The 17,123-nt window shown below is 52.0% G+C and carries 18 protein-coding genes and 1 tRNA gene; 15 read left to right on the forward strand and 4 right to left on the reverse strand.

Annotation, left to right across the window (positions count from 1 at the left end):
• Together ACTBZS_RS01425 and ACTBZS_RS01430 are read right to left on the reverse strand one after the other, a co-directional pair.
• On the reverse strand, positions 1-372 hold a 372-nt coding region (locus ACTBZS_RS01425; protein ID WP_463043072.1), incomplete at its 3' end, for a hypothetical protein.
• Positions 369-539 (reverse strand): transposase, encoded by a 171-nt coding sequence (locus ACTBZS_RS01430; RefSeq protein ID WP_463043073.1) that lies wholly within the window; start codon positions 537-539, stop codon positions 369-371. The genes ACTBZS_RS01430 and ACTBZS_RS01425, both read right to left, overlap by 4 nt.
• 160 nt (positions 540-699) lie before the next feature.
• Here ACTBZS_RS01430 and ACTBZS_RS01435 point away from each other — a divergent pair, with 160 nt between their 5' ends.
• From ACTBZS_RS01435 to ACTBZS_RS01445, 3 genes are read left to right on the forward strand one after another with little or no spacing between them, the layout of a single operon-like run.
• Complete coding sequence (locus tag ACTBZS_RS01435) at positions 700-2,667, forward strand: cation:proton antiporter domain-containing protein (protein ID WP_460431235.1); 1,968 nt, start codon at positions 700-702, stop codon at positions 2,665-2,667.
• 54 nt (positions 2,668-2,721) lie between these two features.
• A complete protein-coding gene (locus ACTBZS_RS01440; protein ID WP_463043074.1) occupies positions 2,722-4,092 on the forward strand; it encodes an AAA family ATPase in 1,371 nt (456 codons plus the stop codon).
• Positions 4,085-4,675 (forward strand): retron system putative HNH endonuclease, encoded by a 591-nt coding sequence (locus ACTBZS_RS01445; protein WP_463043075.1) that lies wholly within the window; start codon positions 4,085-4,087, stop codon positions 4,673-4,675. Before ACTBZS_RS01440 ends, ACTBZS_RS01445 begins: the two co-directional genes overlap by 8 nt.
• Positions 4,676-4,764: 89 nt before the next feature.
• On the opposite strand, the gene ACTBZS_RS01450 is transcribed toward ACTBZS_RS01445, so the two are convergent.
• Together ACTBZS_RS01450 and ACTBZS_RS01455 are read right to left on the reverse strand one after the other, a co-directional pair.
• Positions 4,765-6,930 carry an AsmA family protein gene (locus ACTBZS_RS01450; RefSeq protein ID WP_463043076.1) on the reverse strand — a complete coding sequence of 722 codons (2,166 nt, stop codon included), beginning with the start codon at positions 6,928-6,930 and terminating at the stop codon, positions 4,765-4,767.
• Positions 6,931-6,974: 44 nt separating this feature from the next.
• Positions 6,975-7,048 (reverse strand) — tRNA-Gly (locus ACTBZS_RS01455).
• A 193-nt stretch (positions 7,049-7,241) separates the two neighbouring features.
• Between ACTBZS_RS01455 and ACTBZS_RS01460 the strand changes: the two genes are divergently transcribed.
• From ACTBZS_RS01460 to ACTBZS_RS01515, 12 genes are all read left to right on the forward strand, one after another.
• On the forward strand, positions 7,242-8,255 hold the full coding sequence (locus ACTBZS_RS01460) for an asparaginase (RefSeq protein WP_460431231.1): 1,014 nt from the start codon (positions 7,242-7,244) through the stop codon (positions 8,253-8,255).
• Positions 8,256-8,268: 13 nt separating this feature from the next.
• Positions 8,269-8,490 (forward strand): RNA-binding S4 domain-containing protein, encoded by a 222-nt coding sequence (locus ACTBZS_RS01465; RefSeq protein ID WP_460431230.1) that lies wholly within the window; start codon positions 8,269-8,271, stop codon positions 8,488-8,490.
• On the forward strand, positions 8,487-8,681 hold the full coding sequence (locus ACTBZS_RS01470; protein ID WP_460431229.1) for an oxidoreductase-like domain-containing protein: 195 nt from the start codon (positions 8,487-8,489) through the stop codon (positions 8,679-8,681). The genes ACTBZS_RS01465 and ACTBZS_RS01470 overlap by 4 nt, the downstream gene beginning before the upstream one ends.
• Complete coding sequence (locus ACTBZS_RS01475) at positions 8,678-9,538, forward strand: 3',5'-nucleoside bisphosphate phosphatase (protein ID WP_463043077.1); 861 nt, start codon at positions 8,678-8,680, stop codon at positions 9,536-9,538. Before ACTBZS_RS01470 ends, ACTBZS_RS01475 begins: the two co-directional genes overlap by 4 nt.
• Before the next feature lie 39 nt (positions 9,539-9,577).
• Entirely contained in the window at positions 9,578-10,204 is a 627-nt protein-coding gene (locus tag ACTBZS_RS01480; RefSeq protein WP_022652898.1) for an L-threonylcarbamoyladenylate synthase, read from the forward strand.
• Positions 10,205-10,228: 24 nt separating this feature from the next.
• The gene (locus ACTBZS_RS01485; protein WP_463043078.1) at positions 10,229-10,867 is read left to right on the forward strand and encodes a site-2 protease family protein; all 639 of its coding nucleotides are present in this window, start codon (positions 10,229-10,231) and stop codon (positions 10,865-10,867) included.
• Between the two features lie 41 nt (positions 10,868-10,908).
• Complete coding sequence (locus tag ACTBZS_RS01490) at positions 10,909-12,108, forward strand: tryptophan--tRNA ligase (protein WP_460431226.1); 1,200 nt, start codon at positions 10,909-10,911, stop codon at positions 12,106-12,108.
• Complete coding sequence (locus tag ACTBZS_RS01495; RefSeq protein WP_463043079.1) at positions 12,105-12,920, forward strand: segregation and condensation protein A; 816 nt, start codon at positions 12,105-12,107, stop codon at positions 12,918-12,920. Before ACTBZS_RS01490 ends, ACTBZS_RS01495 begins: the two co-directional genes overlap by 4 nt.
• A gap of 5 nt (positions 12,921-12,925) precedes the next feature.
• Positions 12,926-13,516 carry an SMC-Scp complex subunit ScpB gene (scpB, locus tag ACTBZS_RS01500; RefSeq protein ID WP_460431224.1) on the forward strand — a complete coding sequence of 197 codons (591 nt, stop codon included), beginning with the start codon at positions 12,926-12,928 and terminating at the stop codon, positions 13,514-13,516.
• Between the two features lie 354 nt (positions 13,517-13,870).
• Complete coding sequence (gene rluB / locus ACTBZS_RS01505) at positions 13,871-14,812, forward strand: 23S rRNA pseudouridine(2605) synthase RluB (protein WP_463043080.1); 942 nt, start codon at positions 13,871-13,873, stop codon at positions 14,810-14,812.
• 80 nt (positions 14,813-14,892) lie between these two features.
• Positions 14,893-15,360: a transcription elongation factor GreB gene (greB, locus tag ACTBZS_RS01510; protein ID WP_040399031.1), complete on the forward strand. Its 468-nt coding sequence runs from the start codon at positions 14,893-14,895 to the stop codon at positions 15,358-15,360.
• Positions 15,360-17,090 (forward strand): autotransporter assembly complex protein TamA, encoded by a 1,731-nt coding sequence (locus tag ACTBZS_RS01515; RefSeq protein ID WP_463043099.1) that lies wholly within the window; start codon positions 15,360-15,362, stop codon positions 17,088-17,090. Before greB ends, ACTBZS_RS01515 begins: the two co-directional genes overlap by 1 nt.
• The last annotated feature ends 33 nt before the right edge of the window (positions 17,091-17,123 follow it).

The raw sequence follows: 17,123 nt of genomic DNA on the forward strand, positions 1-17,123 counted from the left end.
CCCATCGAGGGTATAGAGCGAGACGGTCTTGCCTTTGAGGGTGTAGGTGCGTTTGTCGAAGTGGACACTGGCGCGGTTGAAGCGGATGTCGGGGATGGGCGCATCCTTCCTGATGCGCCCGAGTTCTTTTTGTGCCTTATACGCCTTGCAGACCGAGAAGATGGCGTTGCAGCACATCTGGCTGCCCAGCGGCGTCGCTTCGCGCAGCATGGTATAGGTGCGCTGGTGCAGGCCGACGCGGTTGTAGAGACGGTGCTCGCGTACGATGGGAACGAGACGGTTGCAGGCGTCCGCGTAGGCCGTTCGCAGCGCGGCAAGCGCTCTAGTCTGTGCCGCGCTCAATGCCAGCCGGATCGACGCCGTGCGCATCATCGCTCATCGCCTCTTGGTGACATGCTCGCAACGCTCGATGTAGCGACGGATGGTTTCGGCGCTGATGCCACCGCTCCAATCAGTACGTCGCGCCGATACTTCGGGCACCAGATCACATGGTAGGCCGTTTGATAGACGCAATTACGTTTCGTGACAACATCGACCATGCGTCACAGTTTATACCACAGGGTGCGCTTTGCGCACCCGCAATTCCTCCCCTGACTCAAGTCAGGGGTTTCTTTGCGGAGATTCTATGAATAGCGAGGTTTTACGGCGCGTGGGATAATTTGCACCATTCTTTCTCTTTTCTCTATTGGTTGTTACTTCATGCATTCTCTTGCTCCAGTTGTCATCACGCTCTTAGCGGCAGTATTGGTGATTACAGTTTGCCGTGCCATACGGATCCCTGCGATGTTGGGCTATCTGTTGGTTGGCTTGATTGTAGGGCCCGGTGGCTTGCGGTTGATTGACGAGGGGGCTGATACCGAATTTCTGGGCGAAATTGGTATTGTCTTTTTGATGTTTACCATCGGGCTAGAATTCAGTTTGCCCAAGCTGCGTGCGATGCGGCATTTGGTATTTGGTTTAGGCATTGCCCAAGTTGGGGTGACTTTATTTGCCACATTGGCCCTTGCATGGTTGTTGGGCTTTTCTCCTTTGACCGGCTTTGCTTTGGGGGCAGTTGCTGCGCTGTCGTCAACGGCGATTGTGTCGAAATTGCTCACCGAACGACTGGAATTAAATGCCCCACATGGCCAGATGTCGATTGGTGTGCTGTTGTTTCAGGATTTAGCGGTGGTGCCGCTGTTGATTTTGCTACCTGCCTTTGCTGGTAACAGTGAAACCCTGTGGATGGATTTGGGGCTGGCGCTGTTAAAAGTGATGGTGGTGATGGCGCTGTTATTTGCAGTGGGGCAGCGCGTAGTACGGCCTTGGTTTCACATGGTAGCGCGACAACGCTCCAGCGAATTGTTCATGATCAACGTGTTGTTAGTGACGTTAGGCATAGCGTGGTTGACCGAGTTGTCTGGGTTATCGCTGGCGTTAGGGGCTTTTGTGGCAGGGATGTTGATTGCCGAGACGGAATACCGTTATCAAGTTGAAGAAGACATCAAACCCTTTCGTGACATTTTATTAGGCTTTTTCTTTATCACCATCGGTATGCGGCTTGAGCTGTCGGTGTTGTTAGATCAGTTTTGGTGGGTGGCTGCTTTGTTGTTGTGGCTGATTCCCGGTAAGGCACTGCTGGTCTATATCATTGGACGGATGGCACGTTACAAAGCCGGTGACACCCTTCGTACTGCCTTGGCCTTGGCGCAAGGTGGCGAGTTCGGTTTTGTGTTGTTGGCTTTGGCCGGTAACCTGAGTCTATTGCCCCGTGAAATTGAACAGGCTGCGATTGCTGCGGTGACTTTGTCGATGTTGGCTTCCCCATTTTTAATTCAACAATCTGATCGAATTGTGCGTCGTCTTATTCGCAGTGATTGGGTGATGCAGGCAGCCGATCTACACCATATTTTGGTGTCGAGCATGATGCGTGATGAGCATGTCATCATTTGCGGCTATGGTCGCAGTGGCCAAGCCTTGGCCCGTTTTTTAGAGCGTGAGGACATTCCTTTTTTTGCATTGGATTTAGATCCCAGTCGGGTGAAAGAAGCGGCTGCTGCTGGTGATGCGGTGGTGTTTGGTGATGCGGCGAAGAAAGAGGTGTTGTTGGCAGCCGGTTTGATGCGTGCCAAGGTGTTAGTGATTACGTATGCCGATACTCACTCTAGTATTCGGATTCTGAATGTGGTGCAAGCCGTACGGCCCGATTTGCCGGTGGTGGTGAGGACGATTGACGATAGCGATATGGATGTCTTGCGCCAAGCGGGGGCTGATGAGGTGGTGGCTGAGGTGATGGAGGGGAGCTTGATGCTGGGCTCTCAAGCACTGATGGCAATGGGGGTGCCATTAAATCGGGTATTGCGGCGGATTCGTAGTGTGCGCGAAGAGCGTTATAACTTGTTCCGTGGCTTTTTCCGGGGGGTGACGGATGACAGTTTGGCGTTAGACGACAATAAGCAACCGCGTTTAGGGGCGATTTTGCTCACGCCGGCTGCGTCTGCTGTCGGAAAGACATTACAAACCTTATATCAATCTGGTCTTGATGTTGAAATCAGAACAGTGAAACGGCGACAGCAGCGTTATAACCACCCGCCGGCTGATTTTGAGCTGCAAGCCGATGATGTCGTCGTCCTCCTCGGCCCCCCCGACCAACTCGCCGCTGCTGAAGCGTTGTTGTTGGAGGGGTAGAGGGAGGTGTGATTGTTTTTTTGTCAGCCTTGTTCCTAAACGTGCGGAGGCGCTATGCCCTATCTGAATCTCCAGAAATTGAGACTACGCGATTACCGTTGTTTCGAATCGATTGACATTGAATTTCACCCCCAGTTGACGGTACTGGTTGCTGCCAATGGAGCAGGGAAAACGTCGATTCTTGATGCTATTGCCGTTGCTTTTGGCCCCTATATTGGCGCATTTGATGAGGCAGTCGGCAAGCATTTCGAATCCAGTGATATCCGCTTGACTCAAATTCGGCAAACTGCGACCAACGAAATGGAATACGCACCCAAGGGTGTTTCCTTGGAGGCTATCGGTTTTATTCCTGATAGACAGGGCGATAATCATGTCTCTTCGACATGGCGGCGTGCGCTCATCAGTCCCACCAAAGCTAAAACCACCATTAAGGATGCCAAAGCGCTCATCGACTACGGTAAGCGTATGCAAGAGGCAGTGCGTACACGAGGCAATGATGTGTTGTTGCCTCTGATTGCGTACTACGGCACAGGGCGCCTGTGGCAGCAAAAAAAACTTACCGTCAACAATAAACTTGAGAGAACCTCGCGCACCATTGGCTATGTTGACTGCCTTGACCCAGCATCCAGTTATAAAACTTTCGCTGCTTGGTTTCGATACTGGAATCTCAACGCCAAAGATTTGCAACTGAAAGAACAAGCTCACACGGCAGCGTATGAAGAATTTGCTGGCTATATCGCTTCGGTGATATCAGCTGTTGATACTTGTCTAAAACCTGCCGCTTGGAAAAACCTCGAATACAGCTTCAAACTCGATACATTAGTCGCACATCACGAGCAACATGGTGAACTGCCTGTTGAGCTACTCAGTGACGGTATTCGCAATATGATTGGTATGGTGGCAGATATTGCGTTTCGTGCTACCAAGCTGAATGGACAGTTGGGTGCACAAGCCGCCGTACAGACGCCGGGCATTGTGTTGATTGATGAAGTGGATATGCATTTGCATCCGGAATGGCAGCAAGTGGTACTGCAAAATCTTACCCGTGCGTTTCCGATGATGCAGTTCATTGTCACCACTCACAGCCCTCAGGTACTCACCACGGTCAGCCGCGACAATATCCGGATTCTCCAACCCACAGAAACTGGCTTCGAAGCTAAAACGCCGGATTTCAGCCCTCTGGCACACGAGTCTGGTGATGCTCTAGCCAAAGTCATGGGGACGCACCGAGAGCCCGAGTTGCCTCTGCAGGATGACATCCGTCGTTACGAGCAATTGGTGCGAGCAGGTAGGGAAGATGGTGCTGACGCACAGCAACTGCGTGGTTTACTGGAAAAGGTTGGCTACCAATTCCACGAAAGTGACTTGGTGACTTGGCGTTTTCTTGCAGCACGCAAGTCGAATAAGGCGGCTGAGCATGGTTGAACTGCAACACCGTAGCACACCAACGCCGACGCTGACGGATTTTGTCGCCGCCCATCCCGTGCTAGGCGCTGCTGACTTTGACAGTCCTGCTTTCAGACCCGTCAAACAAGCGGTAAAAGCTGACTTGAATGTCGATCAGGGTGGGTTGTGTGCCTATTGCGAAAAGTTGCTACAGCCGACCGAAGGCCAGATTGACCACATCAAACCCAAAGCAGGTGTGAATGCTAGGCCAGACCTATGTTTCGTGTACCACAACTATGCCCACAGCTGTATCAACCAGAAAACCTGCGGGCAAAAAAAGAAAAATGGCCTGTTACCTATTGAGCCCAGCCTCGGTTGTAATGCTGAATGGGCGCTTTCCACTGATGGGACAATCGAGCCATTACCCGATCTAACTCGTCAACGCCACCACGCTGTTACCCAGACTCGTGACATGCTAGGTCTCAACAGGGATTCCAACCTTGTCGATGAGCGCAAGCGCTGGCTTGCGAACGCGATTACTGTCATGCAGCAGTCACCGGCTGATTTTTCGGAATTTCTCAAAAGCGCACCGTATCGGCATATTCTGGCTACCGCTTTTTGAAAGTTTAAGAACGGAGAATTCAAAAACCCGCTAAACACCGTTGACTGCGGCTTTTAGCGGGTTTTTGTTTTTTTGGTGCAGAAAGGGTATTAGCGACCTAATGCCCGTAGTGGTTGGGTGAGTTGTTCTTTGAGGGCTTCTTGTTTTTCCGTTTCCGTTTTCTTTTCTTTCACCAAGCGGTTGAAATCCAAAGCATAGGTGGGCGTTGCAATCGCGCCAGTGATTTTTAACGGAACGGAGAGCGTTTTGACTGAGGCAATAGCGGTGGGGTTGACGCTGGCTTCGAGGGCATAGTCGATAATGTTATCTACTAAATCAAATTTACCACTGCCCGATAAATTCAATAAGCTTGAATTTAAGCGCAGGTCTTGATTGCGTGCGATGCCATTATCAAAGCGGAAGCTGGCATTCAGCCGTTGGAACTCGGTTTTTTTACTGCCGTCTGGGGTCATCGGGCGTAATGACCAACTTTCCAATTCTGCTGGCAGATTACGCAAAGCGGCGACCAAATCAATGCCCGTGAGGGCTCCTTTATTCAGACTCAGTGCTAACGAACCATTCAGGGTTTTACGCAGTTCATCAAAGCTTTTTCCCTGTGCTCGAATTTGTACCCGCCCATCACCAAAACCTTCTAAGCGACCAAAATCGAAGACATCTTTTAACAAGGGATGGAGATTCATGCGACTGAGGCGTTGGTCAATCCGAATAATCGGTTGTTCGGGATTTTCCATTTGGAACGAGCCAGACAATTGCCCTTCGTAGATGTCAGCTTTGAGGCCTTCGAGGGCGAGGCGGTCTGGTTTAGCACTGAGATGGAAACCGACGTTGTGCATGGCAAAGCGGCCTGCAGACAACTCGCCAATTTCAAAATCACCTTCGACCGCCAAAGGGCCAAGCCAATCTAAGCCAAGTTTTTGCTTCGAATCTAATAAGGCTTTTGCCTGTTGAGCTTGGGCGCGGGGAAGGTAGCGGTTGAGGTCGAGGCGAGCTAACGAAAGCGAGAGATTGTGTTTGGGTTCGCTAAACCCTTGCTGTTTGCCCTGAATCCGCAATTTCTCGCCGTCTAATGTGCCGTCAAAAGTCCCATTGAGCAGATGGTTTTTAAGGTCAACACGCATTTCACCGATCAACGCTGAGCGCATTTCACGCCGTGGCAGGTGAGGTGAATTGAGGCGGGTAGACAAACGAAGTGGGGCGAGGTGGATATCATCGATAGCATTAAAATGCAGCGGGGTATCTATCGCCGCATTTAAGCGATGTTGACCAAAACGCCACTCTAAACGGCCTTCAATCCGCCGTGCGCGCCCATCATCACTGCCCACCGACACCGCTTGAATCTCGCCATCAAAGGCATAGCGCGAACCGGGCAGGTTGAGTTGCCCCTCCACCATCATCCGTGGGGCTTCTAGCCGCTGTGCCATGCTGGTTAAACTGGGAATATCGGCGGTGAAGTTAAGCAAAGGCTCCGTTGCGCGTAAATCAACATGCAGCATTTGCGCTTCGAGGCGGCTGCTGGCGACATTAAAGCGTGCTGCGCCGCTGGCTTCAAAGTGTAGACCGCGCACACCGGCGGCTTCGCCATTTAATAGCAAGGTCATGCCAGAGGTTGTGAGTTGCTCGCCCTCAACCACCACCGGCCCTCTTAATTGCAAGCTTAAGGCTCGTTCACCTTCGTGAACAATAGCTTCAACATTGAGTTCTGCTTGTTGATGTAAACCGTTTAGGCTAAAGCGAGTTTGTTCAAGGCGGAGGCGATAGGGCTGGTTGGCATCGCTGATATGTAAGGTCATATCGCGTAGCTCAACATCATCTAAGTCAATTTTGACATCACTTTGGCTGGCTGTTTGCAGCAAGTCAGCAATATTCAAACGACCTGTATCATTGCGGTAGAGATTGGCTTCGATATCGCGGGCAGCAAGATGGGTGACGACTTTTTCACCGCTTAATAACAAGGCCCACCAATCAAACCCCAATTCAATATCGGATAAGCTGGCGAATCGATCTGGGCTATTCGCTTCGCTAATAAACACTTTCTCGATATACACACCCGGCCGTGGCCAAGCTTGAGCACTGATTTTGCCTTGCACGCTAATACTGCGTTCGCGATCAGACAGCGCTGACTCGATATCTTGTCGTACTTGTTCGGCATTAAATTGCCAATGCACCATGGCAGTCAGGCCAAGCCAAACAGAGAGAAAGGCGATGAGAGAAAAAACGATGGCTTTCAGCCATAAGCGGCCTGAGTTCAGCTTCATCAGATTGGCCGTGAACAGGGGAGTTGAGACGGACGGTGCTGTTGTGGAGCGGGTGAAGGGAATCGAACCCTCGTCGTAAGCTTGGGAAGCTTCTGCTCTACCATTGAGCTACACCCGCAAAGCAAATCCAACGGGCTGTGATTAAAACAGCTTCTGTGCCTTTTGGCAATCTTCTTTTGTCGCTTTCCGCAGGCAACGACACACTTGCCGTTGTACTTTCTGCTATCTCGCCCCTGCACAATTGTGCTTGAGCCATGCACAATGATGGCCTTGCTGTCAGACAGCTTGCTTTTAAGAAAAGAGGAAATCGCATGCGCCGAATTGCCGTGTTTTATACTGGTGGAACGTTAGGCATGCGCGCCAGCCCAAATGGACTGGTGCCTGCATTAGAAGGAATTGCCGAACGTGTTGCCCGTTTAGCCCCACCCCATGTTGAATGTGCGTTTGAGGCTTTTTCTCCCCTGATCGATTCTGCGGCGGCAACGCCGGCTAATTGGGAACGTATCGCTTGTCGGTTGGCTGCGTTGCGTGATGAGTTTGATGGTTTTGTTGTCCTGCATGGCACCGACACCTTGGCATGGACGGCTTCGGCATTGGCATTTTTACTGCCCGGTTTTGGGAAGCCAATTGTGTTAACAGGGGCACAAAAACCCTTTTCCATTGTTGGCAGCGATGCCCCCGACAATGTTGCTGATGCACTGGCCGCCGCGTGTTTTATGCACCTAACTGAAGTGACCGTGGCGTTTGGTCGTCGTTTATGGCGTGCTTGCCGTGTGCGGAAACATGAAAGTGTCGCGTTGGATGCGTTTGCCACACCTGGTTTAGCACCCTTAGCCGAATTCGAGCCCGAGGTATTGTGGCATGCTGCCTTGTGGCGTGTGGACACGGTGCCATTTAGTTTACGTCCTTTTAATCCTAACCTGCGGGTTGCGATGGTGATGATGAGCCCCGGCGCGACGGTGGCTTGTCTGGCCGAGATGGTCGAACGCAGTAAATTGGATGGCTTGGTGTTGTTGTCGTATGGCAGTGGCAATACGCCAGATGATCCTCGCTTGTTGGCCGCGCTGGCACGGGCGATTGAGCGGGGAACGGTGGTGGTCAATGTCTCGCAGGTGTGGAATGGCTCAGTGGACATGAATGCCTACGCAACCGGCAGTGCTTTGGCTGCGATTGGCGTGTGGTCTGGTGGTGAATTGACGCCAGAAGCCGCGCAAACCAAGTTACAGATTTTGCTATCGGCGGATTACACCCCCGAACAACGGCGGGTGCATTGGATTAGTGATTGGGCTGGCGAAGGTGCGCCCGGCTTGGCCTTATTAAATTGAAAGACTGGGTAACATGACAGAGATTGTTGAAATTCATAACGAATACATCGCCCTGTGCGACTTGCTCAAAGTGGCCGGTGTGGTGGATAGCGGTGGCGCTGGCAAAGCATTGGTTGCCTCCGGTGTTGTCGCCGTCAATGGGGTGCAGGAATTGCGTAAAACCTGCAAAATCCGCCCCGATCAACAGGTGACTGGCCCCGGTTTTACCGTGGTGGTCAAAGGGCGGGGGGCATGATGTCAACGCCGTTCCCGCTTGCTGAGGATCCTGAACCGATTGCTCCCGAGATGCCACCAGACGGCGCGTGCTGTCAAAGCGGTTGTGACCCTTGCATTATGGATATGTACTACGTCGAGCTGGCGCAATGGCGACAGCTACACGCCGCGTGGCAGCAACGACAACACAAAACGCAGGAAACACACTCATGATGGCCTTGGATTTGCATTGCCATTCCACTGCTTCTGATGGTGCCTTGGCTCCCGACGTGTTGATGGTACGGGCCGCCGAACGTGGTTGTCGGGTATTGGCACTCACCGATCATGATTGCACACAAGGGATTGCAGTGGCGCGGCAGGTGGCACAACAGCATGGCTTGTATTTTCTTGCTGGTGTGGAAATATCGGTGACATGGCGCAAACGGACGCTGCATATTGTCGGCTTGGGAATTGATGAAACCCATCCCGAGTTGCAGGCCGGCTTGTTGTCGATTCGCCAAGGGCGGATTGAACGGGCGCGGCAGATGGCGGCGGATTTGGAACGAGTGGGAATTGTGGGGGCTTTTGACGGTGCAAAAACCCACTGCGCGAATTTAGACATGATTGGCCGTACACATATTGCTCGTCATCTGGTGGCAACTGGGGTGTGTAAAGATGTGGCGGCGGTGTTTCGCAAGTATTTGGTTGAAGGTAAACCCGGTTACGTCAAACATGAATGGGCACAACTGGCTGATGCCGTGGCATGGATTCGTGCCGCCGGTGGTGTGGCGGTATTGGCCCATCCGGGCCGTTACCCGATTGGTAAGCAGTTAATGAGTGAATTGCTGCAAGAGTTTATCTCGTATGGTGGCGAGGCAATTGAAGTGGTCAGCGGTAGCCATAGCGAGGACGATAACCGATTGTTTGCGCGTTATGCCCGTCAGTATGAATTGTTAGCCAGCGCTGGCAGCGATTTTCATGGGCCGGGCGAAGGTGGGCGTGATATTGGTTGGACACAACCATTGCCCGCTGATGTGGTGTCAGTGTGTTCGCGGTTTGCTGGCGCACAGGCGGCACTCGAAGCGGTATAAGTTTTTTATGGTTTATTTTGATAGGTTTTTTAGCAAATTATGGCGCAATTTTTCTCGATTCACCCCGATAATCCACAACAACGCTTGCTCCGTGAAGCAGTGAAAATCGTGCAACAAGGCGGTGTGATTGTTTATCCAACCGACTCGTGTTATGCCCTCGGCTGTCATTTAGGCGATAAACAGGCGATGGAACGCATTATGGCCATTCGCCAGTTGGATCTTCGCCATCACTTTACTTTGGTTTGCCGTGATTTATCTGAATTAGGCAGCTATGCCAAAGTGGACAATGTGCAATTCCGTCAGCTCAAAGCTGCCTTGCCGGGCCCTTATACGTTTATTTTACAAGCCAGTAAGGAAGTGCCACGGCGCACCTTACATCCCAAACGTGCCACGATTGGCCTGCGGGTGCCTGAACATACGGTGGCACAAGCCTTGTTGGCCGAACTGGGAGAACCCTTGTTGTCATGTACCTTATTGCTGCCCGGAGAAACCATGCCGATGGCGGATGCGTGGGAAATTCGTGAACAGTTGGAACATCAGGTTGATGCGATTATCGAAGGGGGATATTGCGGTATTGACCCGACAACGGTGATTGATTTAACAGATGATGTTCCGGTGTTAATACGGCAGGGGGCTGGGGATACCAGCTTATTTGGCTTTGCCTAAATTGCAACCATAAAGAGTCCCTCTATGGAAGAATTAAACCTGATTCAAAAAATCAGTGTCTATGCTTTGCCGGTGTTATTAGCCATCACTGTACACGAAGCTGCCCATGCTTATGCCGCTCGTCACTTTGGCGATAACACGGCGTTTATGTTGGGGCGGATGACCCTCAATCCGTTAAAACATATTGAAATGATCGGGACGGTTGTTGTCCCATTATTGGCGGTGATGTTGGGCGGCTTTATTTTTGGCTGGGCCAAGCCGGTGCCGGTGGATTTTGGCAAGCTACGCCAACCCAAAAAAGATATGTTGTGGGTAGCTGCCGCCGGCCCAGCGGCTAACTTTTTGATGGCGATTGGCTGGTTAATCGTCTTAAAGTTGGGCTTGGCGATGGACGGCATGTATAGCCAGCCTATGGTGTTGATGGGGCAGGCTGGTATGATGATTAACTTGTCGCTGATGGTGCTCAACTTGTTGCCGTTGCCGCCGCTGGATGGCGGTCGTATTGTGATGAGTCTGTTGCCCAATCGACAAGCGTGGCAGTTTTCGCGCCTTGAACCCTACGGCATGTGGATTTTGCTTGGCTTGCTGGCGACCGGCTTGTTGAGCGTGATTATGCGTCCGTTTATGGCGGCTTTGTATGGTTTGTTCCGCTTCTTTATTTAATCTGTTTCAACTTGTGTGTTTTTAACTGAAAGACGATTTCCATGTATCTCAATCGCGTTCTCTCTGGTATGCGCCCTACGGGTAGCCTGCATCTTGGCCACTATCACGGCGCTTTGAAAAACTGGGTGAAATTGCAAAGCGAACACGAGTGCTTTTTCTTTGTGGCTGACTGGCATGCGTTAACCACCAGCTATGACGACCCTTCCATCATTGAAAAAAGCACATGGGACATGGTGATCGACTGGTTGGCAGCAGGGGTAGACCCGTCTCAATCGACATTATTTATCCAAAGCCGTGTGCCTGAACATGCGGAGTTGCATCTGCTGTTGTCGATGATTACGCCTTTATCGTGGTTAGAGCGAGTACCAACCTATAAAGACCAAATTGAAAAATTGGCGCATAAAGACCTCGGCACCTACGGTTTCCTTGGGTATCCCCTGATGCAATCGGCGGATATTTTGATCTATCGCGCCTTGTATGTGCCGGTGGGCGAAGACCAAATTCCTCATATTGAAATCACCCGTGAAGTGGCGCGCCGTTTTAATCATATGTATGGCCGTGAGGCGGGGTTTGAGGATAAAGCCTGTGCCGCGATCAAAAAAATGGGCAATAAAAAAGGCCGCCTCTATCAAGAATTGCGCACACGCTATCTGCAAGAAGGTGATGACGAGGCGTTAGAAGCAGCGCGGGCGTTGTTGGCCGATGCACAAAATATCAGTCATGGCGACCGTGAACGCTTGTTTGGTTATTTGGAAAATAAAGGCAAAGTGATTTTGGTTGAACCACAAGCCTTGTTAACTGAAGCCAGTCGGATGCCGGGTTTAGATGGTCAAAAGATGTCGAAAAGCTACGGTAACGGCATTTTCTTGCGCGAAGAACCCGATTCGGTGTCGCGTAAAATTCGTGGTATGCCAACCGACCCAGCGCGAGTCCGCCGCACCGATCCGGGTAATCCCGAGAAATGTCCGGTTTGGCAATTACATCAGGTCTATACCGACCGCGATACCCATGAATGGGCCGAAGCCGGCTGTAAGAGCGCTGGCATTGGCTGTTTGGAATGTAAACAGCCGCTGATTGATGCGGTGTTGGAAGAACAAAAACCGATGTTTGAACGGGCGCAGCGTTATTTAGATGACCCAACCTTAGTCAAAGCGATTGTTGCTGATGGTTGTGAGCGGGCGCGTAAAATTGCACAAGACACCATGCGTGATGTGCGCGAAGCCATGGGTTTAGGCTATTGAGCGCAGTCCCTCTCGCCCATGTATTTGGTGAGCCAGTTTTTGAAGCCCCGCAGGATTTGTTTATTCCGCCTGATGCCCTGCGGGTGTTTTTAGAACGGTTTGAAGGGCCGCTGGATTTGTTGCTGTATTTAATTCGGCGACAAAACTTGAATGTGTTAGATATTCCGATGACTGCGGTAACCACGCAGTACCTCAATTACATCAACACCATGCAGGCGGCACGGTTAGAATTGGCGGCGGAATATCTGTTGATGGCGGCGACGCTGATTGAAATTAAATCTCGCCTGTTGTTGCCACGGCCCATTCATGTCACTGAAGACGATCCAACGGAAGATCCGCGTGCCGAATTGGTGCGGCGGTTGTTGGAATATGAACAGATGAAATTGGCCGCCCAAGCCCTCGACCGTCGGCCACAAGCCGAGCGTGATTTCACGTGGTTATCGGTATGGGTTGAGCCAAATACGGCACATATTCTTCCTGATGTTTCAGCGATTGATTTGCAGCAGGCGTGGTTAGCGTTATTATCGCGCGCCCGCCATCACCGTCATCATCAAGTGCAACAAGATGAATTGTCGGTGCGTGAACAAATGAGCGATATCTTGCGCCGACTGCAACAACAGCCTTTTCTTGAGTGGACGGCTGTTTTTCCGCCGTTGGCTGGGGTGGCGCATATCGTGGTGTGTTTTATCGCCATTTTAGAATTGGCAAAAGAAGGTTTGTTACGGATTGCCCAAGAAGCACCGTTTGCACCTATTTGGTTGCAACTGAACGCGTCCTTTTGTCAGGGCGAATTAGAGATTGATGGACAGTGAGACCGATGGAAAACACGGATTTGAACCACTTGAAAACCGTGGTGGAAACGGCCTTATTGGTCAGTACCGAACCAATTTCGGTGGGTGATTTAAAAAAATTATTCAATGAGCCGATTTCGACCGCGCTGTTAAATGAACTGCTGCAAGATATCCAAGCCGATTGGCAGGCGCGTGGGGTGGAATTGGTAAAACTGGCGTCGGGTTGGCGTTTTCGTGCCCGCGCTGAATTTAAGCCCTATCTTGATCGCCTCCACCCAAGCCGCCCGCCACGTTATTCACGGGCAGTGATGGAAACCTTGGCCATTATCGCCTATCGTCAACCGGTGACCCGTGGGGATATCGAAGCGATTCGCGGGGTGAGTGTATCAAGTCATGTGATGCAAACCCTCAGTGAACGTGGCTGGATTGAAGTGATTGGCCATAAAGAGGTACCGGGTCGCCCCGGCTTGTATGCCACCACCCGCAAATTTTTAGATGATTTAAGCCTCGCCAGTTTGCGCGATTTACCACCTCTTACCGATTTGGGTCACTTAATTGTGCCCGATTTGCCTGATCTGGATTCTGTGGTTGCAACCCCAGAATCTTCCACCAACTAAAAGCAGTGCTGTGCGTCCGCACAGTACGAATCACAATAAAGTGTTTTTCTATGTCTAAAACTCCACGCCATCGGGCGCGTGATGCCGCCCAATCGCCGCGTCAAGGCAACAACGCCTTCCGCCAACAAAACACCCCTCAAGGTCGCCGTACTGCCTCCGCTGCGCCGGACGCAGAAGGTGCCGGTTACCGTGATCGCAAACCAAGCGAACCCCGTCGTCAAGCCAATCGCGATGGTCAAGAAGCACCGTTTGCCAGCACGGGTTACCGTGATCGCAAACCAAACGAACAACGCCGTCAAGCCAATCGTGATGGTCAAGAAGCACCATTTGCCAGCACCGGCTTCCGTGATCGTAATGCCACTGGCAATAAACCACCGCAAAACGGCGGCAGCAAACCATTTCCAAGCGAGCAGCCGACCTGCCGAAGGGTCGTATGTCGCGGTACAACGGGCGAAAAAACTGGCATTGCGTGCGCCTTCGCACAAAGAACAGTTACGCATTGAACGCTTAAAAGATCTGCGGGTAAAACCAGAGGATTTGCCAGCGATGCGTTTGCAAAAAGCGATGGCTTTGGCTGGTTTGGGTTCTCGCCGTGCGATGGAAGAATTGATTCAGGCTGGCCGTGTCACCATTAACCATCGTCCTGCACAGCTGGGTGACCGTGTTTCACCAGATGATAAAGTGCGTTTAGACGGTAAACCTGTGTTTATCCGTTGGCCTGATCGTTTGCCACGGATTGTGATTTATCACAAACAAGAAGGTGAGTTGGTAACCCGCGATGATCCAGAAGGTCGAGTCACTGTGTTTGACCGTCTGCCGCAAGCCCATTCCAGTCGTTGGGTGGCGGTGGGGCGTTTGGATTTGAATACCAGTGGTTTGTTGGTGATGACTACCAGCGGCGAATTGGCCAATCGGATGATGCACCCAAGTTTTGAGGTCGAGCGCGAGTACGCTGTGCGAGTGTTGGGCGAGTTGACCGATGAGTTAAAAAAATCGTTACTGGCTGGGATTGAGTTGGAAGATGGGACGGCAAAATTTGACCGTTTGATTGACCAAGGCGGCGAAGGTGCCAACCACTGGTATCGAGTGATTATTCGTGAAGGTCGGAATCGCGAAGTGCGGCGCTTGTTTGAGGCTGTTGGTTTGACGGTGAGCCGCTTGATTCGGGTGCGCTTTGGTGCGTTGACTTTGCCACCCCGCTTAAAACGCGGCCAGTTTTATGAGCTGAACGCCAGCGAAGCGGCACAGGTGATGAAATGGGCTGGCTTGGATGTGAACGGTTTAGCACGTGAGTGAGTATGTCAGGTCATGATTTTGCTGCCGATGATGAGGCAGATGAACAAGAACTGAAGCAATTGCCAACCGGCCGTAACTATATGACGCCAGCTGGTTGGCAGCGCATGAAAGATGAGCTCTACCAGCTGGTGCATAAAGAACGGCCCGAAGTGGTGAATGTGGTGAGTTGGGCCGCAGGAAACGGTGATCGCTCAGAAAATGGCGACTATCTGTATGGTAAGCGGCGATTGCGTGAAATTGATCGCCGCATTCGGTTTTTGACCAAGCGGTTGGAAATCGCCGAAGTGGTTGATCCAGAAACCCGCGAAGCCACCGATCAGGTGTTTTTCGGCGCGACGGTAACGGTATGGCGGCAAAGTGGTGAAGAACAAACGCTGTCGATTGTTGGGATTGATGAAGTGGATCTCAGCCAAGGGCGGGTGAGTTGGATTTCACCGATTGCGCGCACCTTACTCAAGGCGCGAGAAGGCGATGTGGTGCGTTTGCGTACCCCTGCTGGGTTTGAGGACATCGAAATCCTCGATGTGCAGTACCGGAAATTACCGTGATGCGCTGGCGTGGGGTGCTCGGCGTGATGGGGGGATGGCTGCTGTGTGCGTCAGCATTGGCGGCGCCGCAGCTGGTTATCCAACTTGCCGATGATTCGTTGCGTAGCCTGTTAGAAAAACATCTGGAAGTGATGCGCTGGCGCGGTGATGACCGCGTCAGTGAGGCGCAGTGGCAGCGCTTGTTACAACAGACACCGCAACATATCCATGATCTATTAGCCAGCGAAGGCTATTTTTCCTCGGTTGTCCGTTTGGACGATACCAGCCACCCACCCCGTTTTATCGTTGAATTAGGCCCACAAACGACTATCGGCGAAGTGCAATTTCAGCTCGAAGGCGAGATTGCACAACGCGATGACTATGCCGCACGGCGGCGGCAAATGCGTCTGGCAATGGGATTGGAACGCGGGCTGCCTTTTACCAGTGCATTGTGGGCAGAGGCGAAAAAAAAGGGGCTGCAACAGCTGTTAATTGACCGCTATCCTGCGGCAACACTGGCGTTTAGCCAAGCAGAGGTGGATCCTGAAACCGCGCAAGCCAAATTGGTGCTGCGCTATGACAGTGGTGCCCCCTATCGCTTAGGGGCTATCAGTATTGACGGGTTACAACGCTATCCCGATACCGTGATTCGCCACCTTGCCCCATTTCAGGTCGGCGACGATTATCGGCAAGATAGTCTGTTAGATTTTCAAACGGCTTTGCAAAGTACGCCCTATTTTGCTCGGGTGTTTGTCGATAGTGATGTCAGTTTGGCGCAGGCCCAACAGATTCCGGTTCGTGTGGCGGTTGAAGAAGGGCCACAACAGCGTTTTGCCTTGGGGGCAGGCTATAGCAGTAACACCGGCTACCGCAGCGAAATGAACTACCGCCATCATAACCTTTTTGGATGGGGCTGGATGGCCGAGGCGGGGTTGAAATGGGAACAGAAACAACAGCAGTTTGAACTGGGTGTACGGCTGCCTGTCGATGAAAAAGGTTATCGCCATCGCTTTGGCTTTGTGGAAGAGCGACAAGATTTAGAAAACCTGCCATTGCAACGCGACAAAATTTCTCTCAGCCGCAGCCGACAACGTCAGCAAATTGACACCACGCTGGCGTTGCAATACCAACGGGAACGGGCCGAACCGGCTGCTGCACCCGTTCGGCGGACGCAAGTGTTGTGGGCTAACTATGTGTGGAGCCAACGGCAACTGACGCCTGCCCTGAATCCGCAACGTGGTTATGCGTGGCAATTTGAACTCGGAGGGGCGGTGCGTGGGGCATTGTCTGATACCTCAATGGTGCGCGGTTATGCCCGAGGGGTTCGCTATCTCCCTCTGCCGGAACGCCGTTGGGGCTATCTATTATTGCGCGCCGAGGCGGGGCAAGTGTGGGCAGAACAAGGGGCGGACGTTCCCACCGATTTATTGTTTCGTACCGGTGGCAGTCAAACCGTCCGTGGCTATGACTTTGAAAGCCTAGGTGTGCGGCAAGGACAAAGTGTGTTAGGTGGACGGGTGATGATGGCAGCCAGTGCGGAATATGTTTACCCAATGACCCCTCAATGGGGCAGTGCTGTTTTTATTGACGTAGGTGATGCCACCAGTCATTGGCCCGCCTTGAACTTGAAACGCGGCTATGGTGTGGGGGCGCGTTGGGCCAGCCCAGTTGGGCCGTTGGCTTTTGATGTGGCCTATGGTGAAGCGACGCAACGCTGGCGCTTGCATTTTGCTTTGAATATGGGGTGGTAAGTGCGACGCTTGCTGCGATGGGGAAGTGCTGTT

Source organism: Aquaspirillum sp. (assembly GCF_055136605.1).